General features: G+C 72.6%; 15 protein-coding genes. 4 read left to right on the top strand and 11 right to left on the bottom strand.

Going from position 1 to position 18249, the window contains the following annotated elements; genetic code table 11:
• Positions 1 to 62 precede the first annotated feature (62 nt).
• Positions 63 to 1871, bottom strand: coding sequence for a CAP domain-containing protein (locus DEJ43_RS35595; protein WP_015038301.1), 1809 nt, complete (start codon positions 1869 to 1871; stop codon positions 63 to 65).
• A 108-nt stretch (positions 1872 to 1979) separates the two neighbouring features.
• The gene (locus DEJ43_RS35590; protein ID WP_015038300.1) at positions 1980 to 3164 is read right to left on the bottom strand and encodes a Gfo/Idh/MocA family protein; all 1185 of its coding nucleotides are present in this window, start codon (positions 3162 to 3164) and stop codon (positions 1980 to 1982) included.
• 199 nt (positions 3165 to 3363) lie between these two features.
• On the opposite strand from DEJ43_RS35590, the gene DEJ43_RS35585 reads away from it, so the two are divergent.
• Complete coding sequence (locus DEJ43_RS35585; RefSeq protein WP_015038299.1) at positions 3364 to 3753, top strand: hypothetical protein; 390 nt, start codon at positions 3364 to 3366, stop codon at positions 3751 to 3753.
• A 45-nt stretch (positions 3754 to 3798) separates the two neighbouring features.
• On the opposite strand, the gene DEJ43_RS35580 is transcribed toward DEJ43_RS35585, so the two are convergent.
• From DEJ43_RS35580 to DEJ43_RS35565, 4 genes are all read right to left on the bottom strand, one after another.
• A complete protein-coding gene (locus DEJ43_RS35580) occupies positions 3799 to 4992 on the bottom strand; it encodes an MFS transporter (RefSeq protein WP_015038298.1) in 1194 nt (397 codons plus the stop codon).
• Between the two features lie 132 nt (positions 4993 to 5124).
• Positions 5125 to 5979 (bottom strand): DUF1684 domain-containing protein, encoded by an 855-nt coding sequence (locus tag DEJ43_RS35575; protein WP_015038297.1) that lies wholly within the window; start codon positions 5977 to 5979, stop codon positions 5125 to 5127.
• Positions 5980 to 6333: 354 nt separating this feature from the next.
• Positions 6334 to 7392 (bottom strand): chitinase, encoded by a 1059-nt coding sequence (locus DEJ43_RS35570; RefSeq protein WP_015038296.1) that lies wholly within the window; start codon positions 7390 to 7392, stop codon positions 6334 to 6336.
• A 148-nt stretch (positions 7393 to 7540) separates the two neighbouring features.
• Positions 7541 to 8683, bottom strand: a complete 1143-nt coding sequence (locus tag DEJ43_RS35565) for a S1 family peptidase (protein ID WP_015038295.1) — start codon at positions 8681 to 8683, stop codon at positions 7541 to 7543.
• Between the two features lie 260 nt (positions 8684 to 8943).
• On the opposite strand from DEJ43_RS35565, the gene DEJ43_RS35560 reads away from it, so the two are divergent.
• Positions 8944 to 9882, top strand: coding sequence for an adenosine kinase (locus tag DEJ43_RS35560; RefSeq protein ID WP_071892336.1), 939 nt, complete (start codon positions 8944 to 8946; stop codon positions 9880 to 9882).
• A gap of 42 nt (positions 9883 to 9924) precedes the next feature.
• Here DEJ43_RS35560 and DEJ43_RS35555 read toward each other — a convergent pair whose 3' ends face one another.
• From DEJ43_RS35555 to DEJ43_RS35545, 3 genes are all read right to left on the bottom strand, one after another.
• On the bottom strand, positions 9925 to 10821 hold the full coding sequence (locus DEJ43_RS35555; RefSeq protein ID WP_015038293.1) for a geranyl diphosphate 2-C-methyltransferase: 897 nt from the start codon (positions 10819 to 10821) through the stop codon (positions 9925 to 9927).
• A 3-nt stretch (positions 10822 to 10824) separates the two neighbouring features.
• A complete protein-coding gene (locus DEJ43_RS35550; protein WP_015038292.1) occupies positions 10825 to 12279 on the bottom strand; it encodes a family 2 encapsulin nanocompartment cargo protein terpene cyclase in 1455 nt (484 codons plus the stop codon).
• Between the two features lie 106 nt (positions 12280 to 12385).
• Entirely contained in the window at positions 12386 to 13798 is a 1413-nt protein-coding gene (locus DEJ43_RS35545; protein WP_015038291.1) for a family 2B encapsulin nanocompartment shell protein, read from the bottom strand.
• Between the two features lie 420 nt (positions 13799 to 14218).
• On the opposite strand from DEJ43_RS35545, the gene DEJ43_RS35540 reads away from it, so the two are divergent.
• Both DEJ43_RS35540 and DEJ43_RS35535 read left to right on the top strand, forming a co-directional pair.
• Positions 14219 to 15679 (top strand): basic amino acid/polyamine antiporter, encoded by a 1461-nt coding sequence (locus tag DEJ43_RS35540; protein WP_015038290.1) that lies wholly within the window; start codon positions 14219 to 14221, stop codon positions 15677 to 15679.
• A gap of 52 nt (positions 15680 to 15731) precedes the next feature.
• Positions 15732 to 16994: an arginine deiminase gene (locus DEJ43_RS35535; RefSeq protein ID WP_015038289.1), complete on the top strand. Its 1263-nt coding sequence runs from the start codon at positions 15732 to 15734 to the stop codon at positions 16992 to 16994.
• Between the two features lie 91 nt (positions 16995 to 17085).
• Here DEJ43_RS35535 and DEJ43_RS35530 read toward each other — a convergent pair whose 3' ends face one another.
• Both DEJ43_RS35530 and DEJ43_RS35525 read right to left on the bottom strand, forming a co-directional pair.
• Positions 17086 to 17589, bottom strand: coding sequence for a DUF1269 domain-containing protein (locus tag DEJ43_RS35530; protein ID WP_071892332.1), 504 nt, complete (start codon positions 17587 to 17589; stop codon positions 17086 to 17088).
• 17 nt (positions 17590 to 17606) lie between these two features.
• Positions 17607 to 18248 carry an FxLYD domain-containing protein gene (locus DEJ43_RS35525; RefSeq protein ID WP_015038287.1) on the bottom strand — a complete coding sequence of 214 codons (642 nt, stop codon included), beginning with the start codon at positions 18246 to 18248 and terminating at the stop codon, positions 17607 to 17609.
• Between the last annotated feature and the right edge of the window lies 1 nt (position 18249).

The following is an 18249-nucleotide window of genomic DNA, read 5'->3' as shown; positions in this document are numbered from 1 at the left end:
CCGTCGGCCCCAGCGTACGGCCCCGGGCCCGCGCCGGACTCCGCCCGCCGTGCGACGGTCCGTCAGCGGGCGCCGAACACCTGGGTCCAGTAGGGGCCGCCCTGGGAGTGGATACCGATGCCGATCTCCTTGAAGGAGCAGTTGAGGATGTTCGCGCGGTGGCCCGGGCTGTTCATCCACGCCTCCATGACCGACTCCGGGCTGCTCTGGCCCATGGCGATGTTCTCGCCGTAGGTCGACCAGGGATATCCGGCGGCCGTGACCCGGTCCCCCGGGTCGGCGCCGTCGGGGTTGGTGTGGTCGAAGAAGTCGCGTGCGGCCATGTCGTCGGAGTGTCCCTGCGCCGCCCGGGCCAGGGTGGCGTTGGCCGTCAGCGGGCCGCAACCCGCCTTGGCGCGTTCCTGGTTGACCAGCGCGATGACCTGGTCGGCGGCCGAGCTCTGTCCCTGGTCGTTCTGGCGACCCGCGCCGGTGCCGGTCTCCGTGCCGGCGTCCGAGCCGGTGCCGGGGTCGCTGGGCCGGCTGTCAGGGGTGGGCTTCGTGGTGCGGGGCGGCGCCGTCGTCGCCCGGGCGGGGGCGGTGGTACGGGCCGGGCGGGGCGGCGGGGTGGTGAGGCGTGCGCTGGGCGAGGCCGACGCGGAGGGCTTGGCGGTGGTCGCGGAGGCGGACGGCGAGGCGGCGGGGGTCGTCGACGTCTCCGTCGGGGACCCCGAGAGGGCGGAGGGGTCGTGGGCGACGGGGAGGTCGAGTTCGGGGGCGGCGACGTGGTTCGCTTCGAGGTTCTCATCGTCACCGCCGCGGCCGCCGTGCAGCGAGAACGCCCCTCCGGTGACCGCCATGGCCACCACGCCGGCCGCGATGACGGCTCGGCGGCGGCCCCGCTCCTGCGTCCGGCGGCGGTGGCGCAGCGCGGCGCGCGCGCCGTGCGGGACGGCCGCCCGGGCTCCGCCGGCGTGCCGGGATATGGGGGGCCGGGCGTGCTCGGCGGCCCCGGCCAGGAGGTACGGCTCCGTCAGCTCCGCCGTGTGGTCGGTCCCGGGCGCCTCGGCGGCGGACGCGGGCGCTGGTGTCCCCGAAGGTCCCCATGCGGGCTCGCCGACGAGGGGAGCGGTCCTGGCGGCGGAAGCGGCGGCGGGCGCGGGCCGCTCGGCCACGGCCGGCATGGCCGACAGCAGCGTCTCGGCCGGGACCAGCGCGGTCCACCGCGTGGCGCAGTCGCCACAGCTGACGGTGTGGTGGGCCAGGTGGTCGCGCCAGGGTGCGGAGGGCCGGCCGTCCCAGCCGGCCGCCTGGTGGCTCAGGGCGGGGCAGGCCGGGGTCGCGGCCAGGGCGCCGGCGACGACGCGGGCGGCGTCGAGCCGGCCCCGCAGCGCCTCGACCCGTGCGGTCAGCTCCTCCTCGGACCACCGCGACGCGGCGGCGGTCTCGTACCGGGTCAGTTCGCCCGCGCGTTCCAGCCACCACAGGGCCAGTTGCTCGGCGTCGCCCGGGTCGAGCCAGCGGGCCGCCTCGGAGATCTCGTACCCCGGTCCGGTGCCGTACGGCGGGGCGGCCGGGGCGTTGCCGTACGCGGGCCCGGCCGGGTGGGCGTGGCGGTGCCTGCGGACGCCGTCGACGGCGATCGCGACCAGCCAGGGCCGGAAGACCCGGGGGTCGGTCAGGGTGCCGAGGCCGTCGAGGGCGCGCAGCATCGTCTCCCGTACGACGTGCTCGACGAGTCCGGCGTCCTGGCGGCCGCTCAGGGCGAGTCCCACGGTCGTGCGGATCAGGGGCAGGTGGGCGGTGACGAGCTGGTCCCGCGCCCAGGGGTCGCCGCCGCACGCCGCCGCGACCAGCTCGGTGTCCCTCTCGATTACTGTGCTCTGCCGCACGCCGACCGTCCCGTCCGTTGGAGATGTTTGCGCCTGGGAGAGCCTGGAGCGGGGGGTGCGACAACGGAAACCCGGAGGCGGGGAAAGTGATGTGGGTCACAGACCCCGTCAGCGGGTCTGACCGCGCAGGAAGTACCGGACGAGCGCGGGGTCGAGGGGCGGCACCGCGCGCGGTGCGCCGCCCGCGCGGAGCGATTCGGTGGCGCGCGCCCCGGCCGCCACGGACATCCGGGCGGCCACCGGCGAGGTGTCGGTGCGGCCGCCGTCGCGGGCGAAGCGCACGAACTCGGCCACGAGCAGCGGATCCGCACCGCCGTGTCCGGCCTCGTCCTCCGCGTCGGGTACGGGGTACTCGGCGTCCGGCTCCGCGCGGTAGCCCGACCGGCGGGAGTTCCACACCCGGACCGATCCGCCTGGCCCGTCGCCGAAGTTCTCCAAGCGCCCGGCGTCCCCGATGACGGTGTAGTTGCGCCAGTAGTCGGGGGTGAAGTGGCACTGCTGGTAGGCGGCGAGCACGCCGTTGTCCAGGCGCATGTTGACCAGGGACACGTCCTCGACGTCGATCACCGGGTTGAGTCCGCGCTGGGTGTGCGGCGGCCAGTGGCCGTCCTTGGTGTACCAGTCGTCGGTCTTGGGTTCGCCCGGGGCGCGGCGGTGCGGGTTGTCGCCGTAGACCATGAGGTCACCGAGCGCCTGCACCCGCTCCGCGTAGCCGCCGGCGAGCCAGTGCAGGACGTCGATGTCGTGGGCGGCCTTCTGGAGCAGCAGCCCGTTGGTGTGGCGCCGCTCCGCGTGCCAGTCCTTGAAGTACCAGTCGCCGCCGTAGCCGACGAAGTGCCGGACCCAGATCGTCTTGACGGCGCCGATCTCGCCGCGCCCGATGATGTCCCGCATCAGCCGGACCACGGGCATGTGGCGCATGTTGTGTCCGACGTAGAGCCGGGTGCCCGTCTCGTACGCGGTGCGCAGGACGGCGTCGCAGCTCTCGATGTCGACGGCGAGCGGCTTCTCGACGAGGACCGGTTTGCCCGCCTTGAGCGCCTCGCGGGCCACGTCGGCGTGGGTGTGGTCGGGGGTGAGGACGAGGACGGCGTCGACGTCGAGGTCCTCGACGACCTGACGGTGGTCGGCGGCGATCCGCGCGCCGGGGAAGGCCGGTGCGGCCTCCGCGCGGGCCTCGGGGTCGGGGTCGGCGAGGGCGGTGACCCGTGAGCCGGCGCCGGGGCGGTGGGCCGTACGGGCGAGGGAGCCCCGCAGTCCGTAGCCGAGGACGCCGAGACGGAGGTCGGTCATGGGCGGTCGTTCCTTCCGCGGGGAGGGACGAAGGCGTACGTGCGGGCCACGCGGCCCCGTACCCCGGTGCGCGGTCCTCACACCTGCCGTAGGGCTCCGGGGTCGACCGGGTGCGGCGACCCGGGATAATCGGACGCCCGGAGCCGTCCCGCGCGCAGGGCGCGACCATGGCCCGGCCGAGTGGAGAGACGAAGGTGCGATGACGCCGAAGGTGGGCCAGCGCGTGCGGCTGGCCGTGGAACTGGCGTGGCCGGGCGAGGTCACCACGGTGGCGGCGCCCGGCGAGCCCGGCGCCGCCGTGGGGTTCCTGTCCCTGGCGGCGGGCGTCGAGGGCACCGTCGAGGAGGTGACCGTCGGGGAGCGGGAGAGCCATGAGGTCCGCGAGTACGTACGGCTCAGCTCGCTCCTCGACGACTTCGGTCACCAGATGCCCCCGGAGAGCAGGAACCGGCTGGCGGAGCAGGTCGCCGCGCTCGAACCCGAGTGGACCGCCTTCCAGGCGCGAAGGCTCCGGGCGACGCTCCGGGTCCGCCTCGACAACGGCTTCGTCCTGCGCGACGCATCCGAGCAGGTCTTCATCCCCGCCTGAGCGCCCCGCCCGAACGCCCCGCCCGAGCCTGGCGGAGGGACGGCTTCAGGGTCGTCGCGCCGCCACCGGCCGCCGGATCAGATAGACGGCGGCCGGGACGACCAGCACCAGCATGCAGGCGATGAACACCAGCCCGGCCCCCTCCAGGCCCAGCGGATCGGCGAGCAGGCCCACGCCGATCACCGGGATCGAGATGCCGGTGTACGCGACCACGAACAGGGTCGAGATGACGGCCGCGCGCCGGTCCGCGGGAGCCGCCCCGGCGACGGCGGACAGGGCCGCCCGGAACGCCAGGCCCTGCCCGACACCGCCGACCACGGCGGCCAGGACGACCAGGACGAGCAGGTCCGTGTACAGGGCCGCCGCGAGCAGCACCAGACCGGTGAGGAGCACCGCGCAGCCCAGCGGCAGGGAGCGGGGCACGCCGACGCGGTCGACGGCCAGCTGCCCGGCGGTGGAGGCGAAGAAGGCCAGGGCGACGACGAGACCGCTCACGGCGTGGTTGTCCACGTGCAGGTAGCGGGCGAGGAACGCGGGGCTCACCGAGGTGAACACCCCGAAGAGGGCGAAGCCCACGAAGGAGGCGATCGCCGCCGGTACGAACACCGCCCGCACCTGCGCCGGGAGGGCGGGCAACTGGGGCCGTACGGCGCCCGGTCCGCGTCTGTCCCGTACCGTCTCGGGGAGCCGCAGCAGGACGACGAAGCCGGCCACGACCAGGCCGAGGTGCACGGCGAAGGGCAGGACCAGGGGGTCGGGGGCGTACTCGGCGAGGAGTCCGGCGAGCAGCGGCCCGCAGCCGAGACCGCCCATGTTCGCGGCGGTCGCCACCAGCGTCGCCCGTGAGCCGCCGCCGGGCGGGGCGAGCTCCATGACGTACGCGGTGGCGGCCCCGGTGAACAGGCCGGCGGACAGGCCCGAGAGCAGCCGGCCCGCGTACAGCCAGCCGAGGGAGTCGGCGGTCAGGAAGCAGACGGCGCTGGCCGCCGCGAACCCCAGGCCGCACAGCAGCGTCGGCCGTCTGCCGACCGTGTCCGAGGCGTTGCCCGCGAGGAGGAGGACGCCGATGACCCCGAAGGCGTACACGGCGTACACCACGGTCACCGTCAGTTCGGAGAACCCGAACTTCTCCTGGTAGAGGGGGTAGAGCGGGGTGGGCAGCGTGGTGCCGGCCATGCACACGACGAACACGGCTCCGGCGAGCAGACACTGCAGCCACCCCTGACGGTCACCATCCATGCGGTGGACCGTATCCCCGCGCCGCGGCCGCCCGGCGGCACGAACTGCGCAATCGCGGGGACGTCACCCGCCTCGCCCCGCCCGGGCGGCTCTCGGCGCCCCTGCGCGCGGCCCGCCGCCCGGGCCGGGCGTTCACCCGGCGACGGGTCCGCGCTCGCGGGGGATCTTCTCGCCGGCCTCGACGGCGAGCGGGAGCCGGTTCTCGGCCGGCGGGAGCGGGCAGGTCGCGAAGTCGGTGTACGCGCAGGGCAGGTTGGTGGCCCGGTTGAAGTCGAGGACCACCTCGCCGCCGGGGCCGGGGGCGTCGATCCGCAGGTCACGGTTGGCGGCGTACGTGGTGACGCCCGAGGTCGCGTCGGTGAAGAGCGCGGTGAAGGCGCCGGGGGTGTGGCCGTTGAAGACGGTCAGGCCAAGCTCCCGGCCGTCGAGCCGGAAGGTGACACGGCCGGGCGCGTCGTAGACGTGCCGCAGTCCCTCGACGGTGGCGCCGACGGTGGTCGGGCGCGGCTCGGGGAAGGGCTCGTACCGGCCGGTGACGACCCAGCGCGGATCGGGGGCGTACGCGGGTGTCCCGGTGAAGGCGGTCCGCAGCGGGTGGCCGGGGTGCCGGGGCCGGACGATGTCGTGGCCGCCGCGCCTGGCGACCTCGATCACGGCGTCGCCCCAGACGGCGTTGACGCCGCCGCGTTCCGGGAGGACGCCGAAGAGGTGCCGTCCCCGGACGGCGGCGCCGTCGACGACGAGCTCCGTGTCCTCGTCGAGCTCGACGAGGACGCCGTCGGGTCCGGTCGACCAGAGGCCGGGGGCGTCGGGGACGTGCTGCGGTTCGGCGGTGAGCCAGTGGAGGCCGGTGATGGCGAGGAAGCCGTGCTCGGCGGCGAGCCGGGCGTCCTTGGCGCGGTGCCACGCCTCCCACTCGGCGGCGAAGCCCTCCGGGTCCACCACCTGGGATGCGGCGGTGGCGAGGGGAACGTCACGGGTGCTCATGGATCCTCCTGATGTCGTGCGCGCGGGGGTGCTCGGCTGCGTCGGGAGGCCGCTCGCGCCCGGACCGGCGGACCCGGGCGGGTCCGTGGGACGGGGCGTCGAGGAGAGGACGAGGGGGCACGGTGGTCGCGCGGGCGACGGCCGGCTGCCGGGACGAGGGCCTCGGTGTCAGCCGGAACAGGACGTGGTCGTGACGCGCCCGTGGTCCACGTGTCGGCGCGTCACGAGCGGGGTCATGCGACTAGCTAAGCACGACCGCCGTGCCCCGGGCCAGTGATCCTCGGTCCTGGATCACCGGTCCGGGGCACGACCGCCGTCGCCGGGGCACGGCTCGCGGTGCCGTGGGCGGCGGGGCTAACGACCCTGGAGGGCCTTCACGTTGTCGCCGAACGTCCAGCCCTTGGACCCGTCCCAGTTCGCCGACCAGGTCATGAGGCCCTTGAGCGCCCCGCCGTAGTGGTTCCACGCCTGGGCCACGAGCGACGGCGCCATGTGGCCACCGCCGGCGCCCGGCTGGGCGGGGAGGCCGGGGGCCTGCTTGTCGTACGGGACGCGGATGGTGGTGCCCTGGATCACCAGGCCCCGGTTCAGGCAGTCGGTCTGCGCAACGAACCCGGCGACGGAGCCCGCCGAGTAGGAGTCGCCCGAGCAGCCGTACATGCTGCCGTTGTAGTACTGCATGTTGAGCCACCACAGGCGGCCGTTGTCGGCGTACTTCTTGACGATCGGCAGGTACGCGCCCCAGATCGAGCCGTAGGCGACGCTGCCCCCGGTGACGTACGCGGTCTCGGGTGCCATCGTCAGTCCGAACCCGGCGGGCATGCGGGCGAGGACGCCGTCGATGATGTACACCAGGTTGGCCTGCGAGGCGGACAGGGTGCCGATGCTGCCGCTGCCGACGAGGCCGGTCTCGATGTCGATGTCGATCCCGTCGAAGTTGTACTTCTTCAGGAGGGGCACGATCGTCGCGATGAACCGGTCGGCGACGGCCCGGGAGTTGAGGTCGATTCCGGCGGCGGCGCCGCCGATCGACATGAGCAGCGTCGCCCCGGCCGCCTTGGCGTTGCACATCTGCGCGGGGGTGGAGACCCGGACGGTGCTGTCCATGCCGTCCTCCCAGAGGACCGATCCGTCCGAACGGATCACGGGGAAGGCGGCGTTGATGACGTTGTAGCCGTGGGCGGCGAAGCGCGGGTCGTCGATGGGCGCCCAGCCGAAGGGCGGGTGGACGCCGTTGGCCGCGCCGTCCCAGTTCTCCCAGTAGCCCTGGAGCACCTTGCCCGCGGGCTTCTGCTTCAGGGCGCAGGTGTCGGCGGACGGGGCGGCCACGGCGGAGGGGGCCGCGAGGGTGACGGCGGCGAGCAGGGTGGCGAGGCCCGCTCCGAGGAGACGGGCGATCCGGGGGGCTGGCATGCGTGCTCCTTGGGACGTGGGGGGGTGGTCCTAGGCGTGGCGCGCGCTCCAGCAGACCGTAAGTTGGTCCAGACCTTTCGTCAACCTTCCGTACACACAAGGGAGTTGCGGCACCGCGGGCCCCGCCGGAGCGAGGCCCGCCCGTGCGTCAGGCCGTGTGCAGCGTCAGCCCGTAGCGGGTGAGTATCTCGTTGACAGGCTGGAACCACGTCTCGCCGCCGGAGGAGCAGTTGCCCCAGCCGCCGGAGGTCACGCCCTGCGCCTGGTCCCCGCTGATGAAGGCGCCGCCTGAGTCACCGCCCTCCGCGCAGACGCTGGTCTTGGTCATCTGGTGGACGGCGCCCTGGCTGTAGTTCACGGTCTCGTTCTTGGCGAGGACGGTGCCGCAGTGCCACTTGGTGGTGGAGCCGGAGCGGCAGATCGAGGCGCCGACCGGCGCCTCGGCGGAGCCCCGGACGAGCCGGTCCGGGATGACGCCCCAGCCGAGGACCACGGGCACCGTCCACCAGCCGCTGTGGATGCTCACGTACGCGTAGTCGTTCCCGGGGAACGAGGAGCCCTGGAAGGTGCCCATGGCCGATCCGTCCCAGCCGCGGACGGCCGCCCCCGCCCCGCCGCAGTGCCCGGCGGTGACGAAGCCGCCGTGCACGGAGAAGCCGATGGAGCAGCGGACGTTGCCGGTGTAGTACGGGTCGCCGCCGACGGTTCCCGCGGCGTAGGTACGGGGGGCGGTCGCCGTCTCGGCGACGGTGACGGGGCCGGCCGCCCTGGCGCGGTCGACGAAGGCGCGCACGGCGGGCCTGTTCCGTTCGGCGCGGACGACGGTGACGACGACGCTGTTGGACCGGGGGTCGACGTGCCAGCCGGCGACACCGGCGGGGGCGGGGGCGGCGTCGAGCCGCGCCTTCGCCCGGTCGAGGGCGGCGGCGCTGTGCCGGACGAGCCGGGTGTCGGCGCCGAGCGCCCGGACGCCGGCCTCCTCGTCGCGGTCGGTGAGGGCGACGACGAGCCGTCCGGTGCCGCTGTCGAACCAGGCCCCGCCGTAGGCGCCGCCCGCCGTCTTCCTGGCCTCGGACTCCACGCGGGCCGCCGCGCGTTCGGCCGCCAGCCGCTCCTCGGCCTGCCGCGCGTCGAGCCCGAGGTCCTGGCGCATGGCGTCGAGGAGTCCCGCCGAGGCGGCGGGCGGGGTGGCGGTGGGGACGGCGCTCGCGGGGACGGCCTGGGCCGCGCCGAGTCCGACGGTGAGCAGGAGGGCCGCGGCGGCGGCGCGCAGGGCGGACGTACGTTTCACAGGAGCCTCCTAGTGGGGGGAGCAGGCACTGAGAGCGCTCTCAAGCAAGCGCGGAGGCCACCGTAGCGAGACTTCACTTGTCAGGTCCATACCATGTACCGACATTGCGGCCGGGGCCGACGGGACTCACGCGGGCGACCGAAGGCGCGCAAGCGCTTGCCGAAATTCATTGCAAGATCTTGCCGACGCGGGTCGAGGACTGCTTGACTCGCCTGCGAACAAAGGGAAGTCGAAGCCCGGCGGGCACGGAAGGACCTTCGATGAGCAGTCGGTACGACGTCCTCGTCCTGGGAGGGGCGGGCGTCGACACGATCGTGTACGTGCCCGAGCTCCCCCTGCCGTACGCCGACAGCTACATGATCCGGCCGGGCATCGAAACCCGCGCCGGGCAGACCGGCGACTTCGTGGCGCTGGGCCTGAGCGCCCTGGGCCTGCGGACGCACCACCTCGACATGATCGGTGACGATCCGGCGGGCGACCTGGTCCGGGCCTTCCACCGCGACCGGGGCATCGGCCTCACCGAGGTGCCCCTGCCCGGCGGGACCAGACGGGCCGTCAATCTCGTGAGCCCCGACGGCCGGCGGCTCTCGCTCTACGACGACAGCCGCTCCCAGGAGTCCGACCGGCTCCCCGAGGACCTGGTCCGCTCCCTGGCCGCGGTCAGCCGCCACGCCCACGTCTCGATCACGCACCCCTGCGCCTTCGCCCTCCCCCAGCTGCGCGAGGCAGGTCTCTCGATCTCCACCGACCTGCACGACTGGGACGGCGAGAACCCCTACCACGAGCCCTTCGCGCACGGCGCGGACATCGTCTTCGTCTCCGCCACGGCCCTGGCCGAACCCGAGCGGACCATGCGGCGGATCCTGGAGCGGGGCCGCGCCGAGGTCGTGATCGCCACCGCCGGCGCCGAGGGCGCGTCCGTGCTGACCGCCGACGGCCTCGTCCACGTCCCGGCCGTCACGCCGCGCGCCCCGGTGGTCGACTCCAACGGCGCCGGGGACGCCTTCGCCGCCGGATTCCTGTTCGGCCGGCTCACCGGCGAGGACCTCGACCGGTGCGCCCTCTACGGCGCGGTGGCCGGGGCGTACGCGTGCACCGTCCCGGCCACCGCGAGCGACGCCATCGACCGCGCCGGGCTCGTCGAGGCGGCCGCCGCGGCGCTGACGGCGGACGCCGACGGGGCCCGGTCCGTCGTGTGACGGACCGGGCCCCGTCGGCTCACCTGGGGGCCGGGCGGATCATCAGACGCGGTCGGCCGCGATCAGGACGTACTGGAACGAGCCGTCCTTGTACGAGTTGATGAACGCCTCCTCGATGCCGGTCACCAGGGACGACGTGGCACGCAGCTCCCAGTACGGCAGGGTGTCGGGCGTCAGGTCGATGACCGCCTGCGGCACCAGACGGTTGTCGGCCATCGCCCGCAGGTACTCGCGGCGGGAGTGGATGTTGCACTCGAAGTGCGCGTTGATCTGCGAGACCCACTTCGAGGGCTGGCCGTACCGGGGGTTCCAGCAGCCGGTGATGGTCACGTAACGGCCGCCGACCTTGAGGAAGCGGGAGTGCTCCGCGAAGAGGTCGTCGAGGTCGACGTACATGCTCGACTCGTTGTTCCACGAGCCGGCGATGCTGCCCTTCTCGAAGGGGGTGTCCAGCATGTTGCAGACCTGGGCACGGACGTGGTCGTCGATGCCGAGCTCCTTCGCGCGCTGGTTGCCGAAGTCGGCCTGCGTGGAGGAAAGGGTGACGCCCTCGACCTTGCAGCCGAAGCGCTGGTGGGCCATGACGCTCGAACCGCCGCGGCCGCAGCCGGCGTCCACGAGGGTGTCGTCGCGCCCGATGGTTCCGAGGTGGTCGAGGAGGACCTCGGCCTGCGCGGACTCCAGCCGGTGCAGCTCGGTGATCAGCTTCTTCTCGTACTCGCTGTCCTCGACGTCCCCGAGCGCGGCGTGGTCCACGTCACCGATGCCGTAGTGGTGGTGGTAAAGACCGTCGACGTCCCCCAGGCGCAGGTTCACGGGCCTGGCCTCGGCGTTCCAGTAGCGGGCGATGTCCCCCTGGTAGGGGGTCGCCGGGGAGGGGACGAACGCGGAGGTGCCGTTGACGGTGGTGTACTCGGTGCTGGTCACAGATAATTCCATTTCTTACCAGAAATCGGGCAGGCTGTAGCGATAGGTGTTGGTCTGGTGCCAGTAGTGGTTGCCGTCGACCCACACGGCCACGCCCCGCAGGAAGCGCAGCACGGTCGGGACGGGGCAGGCGGCGGCGAGGGCGGCGGCCTCGGCCTCGAACTCGCGCATGAGGTCGTTGTGGACCTCGACCGCCTTCAGGTAGGCGTCCCGCTCGGAGAGGCCCTCCCGTTCGGCGATGACCACCGGCAGGTTCAGGTGCTTGCCGGGGCTGGCGAGTTCCTTCGTGTACGAGTACAGGTCGTTCACGATGGTCGTGGCGTTCCCGGCGAGCGCGAGGACGCGCTGCATGGCCGGCTGGGCGTGCAGGTCGGCCGGGAGTTCGTAGCCGCCGACGGAGTCGGTGATGGTGGGGCAGGGGCGGAAGTTGTTGAACTGCCGCATCGACAGGTACTCCCACACCTCCGGTACGTGGTTCGTCTCGGCCCACGCGGCCTCGGCGAGGTACCCCAGGTGCAGCCGGGCCATGTCGTGCCGGAACCGGTCGGCCTGGGAGGCGGTCGTCTGGTTGACGAAGTACTCCATCGCGGAGCGGTAGGCGCGCCGCGGCGCGTCCGCGTACAGCGACTCCGCCCAGAGGGGCTGGTACTCCTTCGTCGTGTGCACGGGGTCGAGGGCGGTGTGCGCGAGCAGCAGCCGGCCGCCGAGCCCGACGGGCGAGCCGCCGTGGTCCTCGCAGTAGCAGTCGTCGACGGCGTTCTCGGCGACCATCAGGCGGGTGGCGAGCATCAGGTGCTCGACGGTCGGGGCGTCGGGGTGACAGGCGACCATGTACCGCCCGACGGAGAAGCCGTCGAACTCGCCCTCCCAGTCCTCGGGGTAGAGCTGGATCTCGTCGAGGGCCCAGGCCTTGATCCGGCGGCTGACCTCGTCCACCCGTACCGGGTCGGGTTCGGCGATGGGGTGGAAGTAGAGCCCGGGGATCGGCCGGCCCGCCGGCGGCGCCTCGGGCGCCGGGGGCTCCGGCAGCTCCGGCACCGCCTCGCGCCGGGCCAGGGAGAGACCGGCCGTGCCCAGACCGGTGGGGCCCCGGAGCACAAGCCCCAGGTCGGGGCGGTCGGGGCTGTCGCCGACAGCCGCCGGGGCCGCCGAGGCTGCCGGGGCTGACGGGGCCGCCGAAGCGACCCGGACCAACGGGCCCACCGGGGCGACCGGGACCACCGGAGCCGAAGGGGCGAACGGGGCTGCCGGGGCCGACGGGACTGCCAGGGCGGCCGGGACCACCGGGCCCGACGGGACCACCGGGCCCGACGGGGCGGCCGGGACCGCCCGGGCCGTCGGTGCCGCGTCGGTGGGGACCGGGGCGGGCGCCCCGGCGGGCGCGGCCGCCCGGGCGAGGACGTGCGCCCCGAAGTGGGCGGCGGCGCTGGGGAGGCTCGACTGCAGAGGGGAAGGCCCGGGTTCGGGCATCCGTGACTCCTTGGTGAGGGGATGGGCTGTCCGGGGTCCCGGGCCCGCTCGGCCGGCCCGGGACGGTCCGGACTGTCATGGCCGCCGTGGCGGCGGCCCGGGACCTCTAGTCGCGCCGGCGGGCGATCTGCACGTTCTCCAGGACGCCCAGCGCGTTCGGCACGAGGATGGCGGCGGAGTAGTACGTGGTGACCAGGTACGACATGATCGCCTGCTCGCTGATGCCCATGAAGCGCACCGAGAGGCCCGGCTCGTACTCCTCGGGCAGGCCCGTCTGGCGGAGCCCGATCACGCCCTGGTTGTCCTCGCCGAGGCGCATGGCGAGGATGGAGCTGGTGTTGTCGTCGTTGATCGGGATCTTGTTGCAGGGCAGGATCGGGACGCCGCGCCAGCCCAGGACCTGGTGCCCGTCGAGCTCGACGGTGCCCGGGTAGAGGCCGCGGGCGCTCCACTCGCGTCCGATGGCGGCGATGGCCTTCGGGTGGGCCAGGAAGAGCTTGGTGCCACGGCGGCGGCAGAGCAGCTCGTCGAGGTCGTCCGGGGTGGGCGGACCCGAGTGCGTCTGGATGCGCTGCTTGAAGTCGGCGTTGTGGAGCAGGCCGAACTCGCGGTTGTTGATGAGCTCGTGCTCCTGGCGCTCGCGCAGGGCCTCGATGGTGAGCCGGAGCTGCTCCTCCGTCTGGTTCATCGGCCCGTTGTAGAGGTCGGCGACCCTGGTGTGGACCCGCAGGACGGTCTGGGCGACGGACAGCTCGTACTCGCGCGGCTTGAGCTCGTAGTCGACGAAGGCGCCGGGCAGGGCGACCTCGCCGGTGTGGCCGGCCGACATGGCGATCTCGGCCTCGCCGTGCTTGTTCTGCTTCTGCAGCGGCAGGGAGCTGAATTCCTGGATGTGCGACTGGAGGGCGGGCGCGGAGGCCAGCACGGCGGCGAACTCGGCGCGGGAGAGGGTGAGGAGCGTGCCGGAGGTCTCGGCGGTGGCGGTGTAGTCCCAGCTGGCGTCGGCGTCCAGCAGGGCGTTCTCGCCGAACCGGTCGCCGTCGGCGAGCACGGCCACGGCCACCTCGTCGCCGTACTTGCCGACGGAGGTCTGGTTGATCCGGCCGTGGGCGATGAGGTGGATCTCCTCGGCGGGGGTGCCGCGCTCGACCAGGACCTCGCCCGCGCGGAACTCGCGCTGCACGCAGCGGCCGGCCAGCGCGTTCAGCACCTCGTCGTCCTCGAAGCCGCGCAGCAGGGCGAGTTCGCCGAGTTCGCGGGGGATGACGCGGACGTTCGCGCCGTCCTGGACGAACTCGATGCGCCCGTCCCCGACCGTGTAGCTGAGGCGGCGGTTCACCCGGTAGGCGCCGCCCTTGGTCTCGACCCAGGGGAGCATCCGCAGCAGCCAGCGGGAGCTGATCTCCTGCATCTGCGGGGCGGACTTGGTGGTGGTGGCGAGGTTGCGGGCGGCGGCGGTGCTGAGGCTGGACTGCTTCGGGGCGTCGAGCTGTGCGTCCGGGCTGGTGTCAACGGTCATGGGGCGGGCTCTCCTTCGCAGGGGGGTGGTGACCGGCGCACGGGGCGGCGGCCAGTGAAAGAGGAGAAAGCAGGGAAAGCAGGGAAAGCATGGAAAGCAGGGGAAACCAGAGAAAGGGGAGAAAGGGGAATGAAACTCTGGGAATCCGTCCAGATCCGGGGGAACACTAACGGGCGGGGCACCCGGCGCACCCCATCAGTTCGAGGCCATTACCTCGAACCGGCGATCTTGCCGCGTACCAGGTTTAGCCGGATGACCTGCGGCAATCGCGCCACGTGGCCGAGAGAGCATGGGTCGGTCGGTGACGTCGGGCCACCCGTACGGTCGACCCGAAGAGGCACACATACTCCCCTACTGCGACAAACCATCCCACTCGGGCTAGATTCGGCTTCCAGCCGTCTCTCGTTCCCGAGGTAGGTCATGTCGCACGCAGAAACCGGAACGGAGACCACCTCAGCGGGGTCCCCGCCCGCGGCCAAGCTGACGCTCGTCACGCTGACCGCCATGGTGGTCGGGTCCATGGTGGGCGCCGGCGTGTTCTCGCTCCCACGGCGCTTCGCCCAGGAGACCGGCGTCGCGGGCGCGCTCATCGCCTGGGCCATCGCCGGACTCGGCATGCTGATGCTGGCGTTCGTCTTCCAGACGCTCGCCGTGCGCCGGCCCGACCTGGACGCCGGCGTCTACGCGTACGCGAAGGCCGGCTTCGGCGAGTACCTCGGCTTCTTCTCGGCCTTCGGCTACTGGGCGAGCGCCTGCGTCGGCAACGTGACGTACTGGGTGCTCATCATGTCGACGGTCGGCGCGATCTGGCCGGCGCTCGGCGACGGCGACACCGCCCTCGCGATCATCCTGTCCTCGGCCGGGCTCTGGGGCTTCTTCCTGCTCATCAGACGCGGGGTGAAGGAGGCCGCGGCGATCAACCGGATCGTGACCGTGGCCAAGGTCGTGCCCATCATCGTCTTCGTCATCCTCGCCCTCTTCTACTTCGAGCCGTCCGTGTTCGCCGACAACTGGGGCGGCGCCGACTACGCGGGCTCGCTCTTCAACCAGGTCCGCGGCACCATGCTGGCCACCGTCTTCGTCTTCCTGGGCGTCGAGGGCGCCAGCGTGTACTCGCGGCACGCCAAGCGCCGCGAGGACGTCGGCAGGGCGACGGTCCTGGGCTTCCTGAGCGTCTTCGCCGTCTTCGCCTCGGTCACCATCGTGTCGTACGGCATCATGCCGATGAGCGAGATCGCCGAGCTGCGCCAGCCGTCCATGGCGGGCGTCCTGGAGGCGGCCGTCGGCACCTGGGGCAAGGTCTTCGTCAGCGTCGGTCTCATCGTCTCCGTCCTCGGCGCCTATCTGGCCTGGACCCTGATGGCCGCCGAGGTGCTCTTCGTGGCCGCCAAGGACGAGGACATGCCCCGCTTCCTCGGGCGCTCCAGCGGCGACGACGTGCCCGTCCCCGCGCTGCTCATGACCACGGCCCTCAGCCAGGTCGTCCTGGTCGTCACGGCCTTCTCCGACGACGCCTTCAACTTCGCCCTCGACCTGACCAGCGCGCTCAGCCTGATCCCGTTCCTGCTCGCCGCCGCCTTCGCGGTGAAGATCGCCCTGAGACCCGCGCAGGAGAAGGTGACGGGCGACAGCACCCGGCGTGAGCTCGTCGTCGGCCTGCTCGCCACGGTCTACACGGCGTTCCTGCTGTTCGCGGCCGGGCTCAAGTTCGTCCTGGTCTCCTTCATCCTCTACGCGCCCGCCACCTTCCTGTTCGTCAAGGCCCGGCGCGAGCAGGGCCGGCGGCTGTTCTCCCCGCGCGAACTGGTGATCCTCGCCGTCTCCGTCGTCGGCGCCGTCCTGGGGATCGTGGCCCTCGCGGCCGGCTGGATCAGCCTCTGAGACCCCCGCCCTCCCCCGGTCCGTCCTCGCCCCGTACCCGAAAGGCCCCCGCATGACCAGCAACGACGCTTCCGCCAAGCCCCCGCTCGGCGTGCACTCCGAGGTCGGACGGCTCCGCAAGGTCCTTGTCTGCTCCCCGGGGCTCGCCCACCGCCGGCTGACCCCGACGAACTCGGACGACCTGCTCTTCGACGACGTGATGTGGGTGGAGAACGCGCAGCGCGACCACGCCGACTTCGTCAACAAGCTCACCCAGCGGGGCGTCGAGGTCGTGGAGCTGCACAACCTGCTCTCCGAGACGATGGCGATCCCCGAGGCGCGGGCCTGGCTCCTGGACCGGAAGATCACCGCCAACGAGGTCGGGCTCGGGCTCATCGACGACACCCGCGCCTTCCTGGACTCCGTCGCCCCGCGCGAACTCGCCGAGTACCTCATCGGCGGTCTGTCCACGACCGACCTGCCCGAGGAGTTCCGCTCCGGGTACGTGGCCCTCGCCCGGGAGGGCACCGGGGCGCGCGAATACCTGATGCCGCCGCTGCCGAACACCCTCTACACCCGTGACACCACCTGCTGGCTGTACGGCGGTGTGACCCTCAACCCGCTGTACTGGCCCGCCCGGCACGGCGAGACCCTCCTCATGAAGGCGATCTACACCTTCCACCCCGACTACAAGGACGCCACCGTGTGGTGGGGCGACCCCGAGCGGGACTGGGGCCAGGCCACCTTCGAGGGCGGTGACATCATGCCGGTGGGCAACGGCGTCGTCCTCATGGGCATGAGCGAGCGCACCTCACGACAGGCGATCACGCAGGTCGCGGCCTCCCTGTTCCGCGGGGGCGCCGCCGAACGGGTCGTCGTCGCGGGGATGCCGAAGCTGCGCTCGGCGATGCACCTGGACACCGTCTTCACCTTCGCCGACCGTGACATCGTCACGCTCTATCCGAAGATCATGGACTCGGTGCACACCTTCACGCTGCGGCCCGGCGAAGGCGCCACGGGGGTCGACATCACCGACGAGGGCGCCACTCCCTTCGTGGACGTGGTGGCGAAGAGCCTCGGTCTGTCGAAGCTCCAGGTCATCGAGACCGGCGGCGACGTGTACGCCTCCGAGCGGCAGCAGTGGGACAGCGGCAACAACGCGGTCGCCCTCGAACCCGGCGTGGTCTTCACGTACGACCGGAACACCCAGACGAACACGCTGCTGCGCAAGGCCGGTGTGGAGGTCGTGACCATCGTCGGGGCGGAGCTCGGGCGGGGACGCGGCGGCGGCCACTGCATGACGTGTCCGCTGATCCGGGACGCCGTCGAGTTCTGAGCGGACGCCGAACCGTCCACCCCCCCCCGGACGCCGAACCGGCCACCCCTCGTGGAGGGGTGGCCGGTTCGGCGTCCCGGGGCGGGCCGGGTCAGTCCGTCGCGTCCGGGCCCGCCAGCTGCTCGGCGAGCTCCCGCTCGCTCTGCTCCGGGAGCGAGGTCTTGAGGACGGTCCCGCCGAACTGCTCCATGGCGGCGGCGAACTTGTCCTCGGTGACCTTGGTGGCCATGACCACGACGGCGGACGAGCCGGGCGCGAGCAGGGACTGGACCTTCTCGCGGAACTGCTTGTCGACGCCCATCTGGCTCAGCTTGCCGATGAGTCCGCCGACCGCGGCGCCGACCACGCCGATGCCCGGGGTGAGGATGATCATTCCGAAGACCATGCCCCAGAGCGCCCCGGCCGTCGCCGAGAGGGCCACCCTGCCCTCCCTTCGGGCCGGGGTGTCCACATGGGTCTCCCCGTCGGCGTCCACCGAGACGACAGCCAGACCGGTCAGGGCGACCACGTGCTGGTCCTCGAGCTCCTGGACCTTGGCGAAGGCCCGGTTCGCGACGGCGCGGTCGTCGTAGCCGAGGACGATGAGTTCGGACATGCGGCTCTCCTCCTGTGTCAGTACCGCTGGGCCTTGGTGAGCCTCGGGGTGAGCACCGGCTCGGGAGGCTGCCGGCTGATGACCAACGGCTGTTCGCGTTCGCCCGGTTCGAGGTCCTCGACGCCGACGAACTGCGTCTCGACGACCTTGCCCGAGGCGTCGAGGAAGTCGACCTGCATGGCATAGGAGGCCTCCTCGTCCGTCTTGTTGGTGACGTTCAGGACGACGGTCAGGACACCGCCGGTGTCCGCCCGCGGCTTGCCGGTCATGGCGACCTCGCCGAGCGCGTTGCCCCGGCCCTTGACGTCCTTCAGGGCGTTCTCGGCGTCCTGCCGGTTGCGCTCGATCTCCGTCCCGATGGAGGCCTTGCGCTCGGCCTCGCGCTCGGAGGCCGAGGCCGCGGCCGAAGCGGCCGACGCCTGGACCGACTCGATCGCCTCCTGCGCCGACGAGGCGACGCCGGAGGGCAGTTCACCCGAGAAGCCGCCCGTGTCGGGGGCGGTCGGGCGTTCGCTGAAGGTGGGAGCGCCGGTGTCGTCTCCGCCGCCGTCGCAGGACACCAGGGCGGTGGCGCCGAGCGCCGTGAGGACGACCGCGGCGGCCGCGCTCACCGCGCGTGCGCGGACCGAGCCGCCCGGCCGTGCCGATGGGGGGTTCACA

It is taken from the genome of Streptomyces venezuelae ATCC 10712 (assembly GCF_008639165.1).
Classification (GTDB): Bacteria; Actinomycetota; Actinomycetes; order Streptomycetales; family Streptomycetaceae; genus Streptomyces; species Streptomyces venezuelae.
The sequence above is the reverse complement of the archived record's forward strand: the minus strand, read 5'-3'. Positions and strand labels throughout refer to the sequence as shown.

Excerpts from the sequence above, each read along its gene's own strand:
- DEJ43_RS35535 (WP_015038289.1), top strand. The coding sequence starts at position 15,732 with ATGACCAGCAACGACGCTTCCGCCAAGCCCCCGCTCGGCGTGCACTCC.
- DEJ43_RS35580 (WP_015038298.1), bottom strand. The coding sequence starts at position 4,992 with ATGGATGGTGACCGTCAGGGGTGGCTGCAGTGTCTGCTCGCCGGAGCC.
- DEJ43_RS35550 (WP_015038292.1), bottom strand. The coding sequence starts at position 12,279 with ATGCCCGAACCCGGGCCTTCCCCTCTGCAGTCGAGCCTCCCCAGCGCC.
- DEJ43_RS35570 (WP_015038296.1), bottom strand. The coding sequence starts at position 7,392 with ATGCCAGCCCCCCGGATCGCCCGTCTCCTCGGAGCGGGCCTCGCCACC.
- DEJ43_RS35585 (WP_015038299.1), top strand. The coding sequence starts at position 3,364 with ATGACGCCGAAGGTGGGCCAGCGCGTGCGGCTGGCCGTGGAACTGGCG.
- DEJ43_RS35530 (WP_071892332.1), bottom strand. The coding sequence starts at position 17,589 with ATGTCCGAACTCATCGTCCTCGGCTACGACGACCGCGCCGTCGCGAAC.
- DEJ43_RS35555 (WP_015038293.1), bottom strand. The coding sequence starts at position 10,821 with ATGGAATTATCTGTGACCAGCACCGAGTACACCACCGTCAACGGCACC.
- DEJ43_RS35575 (WP_015038297.1), bottom strand. The coding sequence starts at position 5,979 with ATGAGCACCCGTGACGTTCCCCTCGCCACCGCCGCATCCCAGGTGGTG.
- DEJ43_RS35545 (WP_015038291.1), bottom strand. The coding sequence starts at position 13,798 with ATGACCGTTGACACCAGCCCGGACGCACAGCTCGACGCCCCGAAGCAG.
- DEJ43_RS35560 (WP_071892336.1), top strand. The coding sequence starts at position 8,944 with ATGAGCAGTCGGTACGACGTCCTCGTCCTGGGAGGGGCGGGCGTCGAC.
- DEJ43_RS35590 (WP_015038300.1), bottom strand. The coding sequence starts at position 3,164 with ATGACCGACCTCCGTCTCGGCGTCCTCGGCTACGGACTGCGGGGCTCC.
- DEJ43_RS35540 (WP_015038290.1), top strand. The coding sequence starts at position 14,219 with ATGTCGCACGCAGAAACCGGAACGGAGACCACCTCAGCGGGGTCCCCG.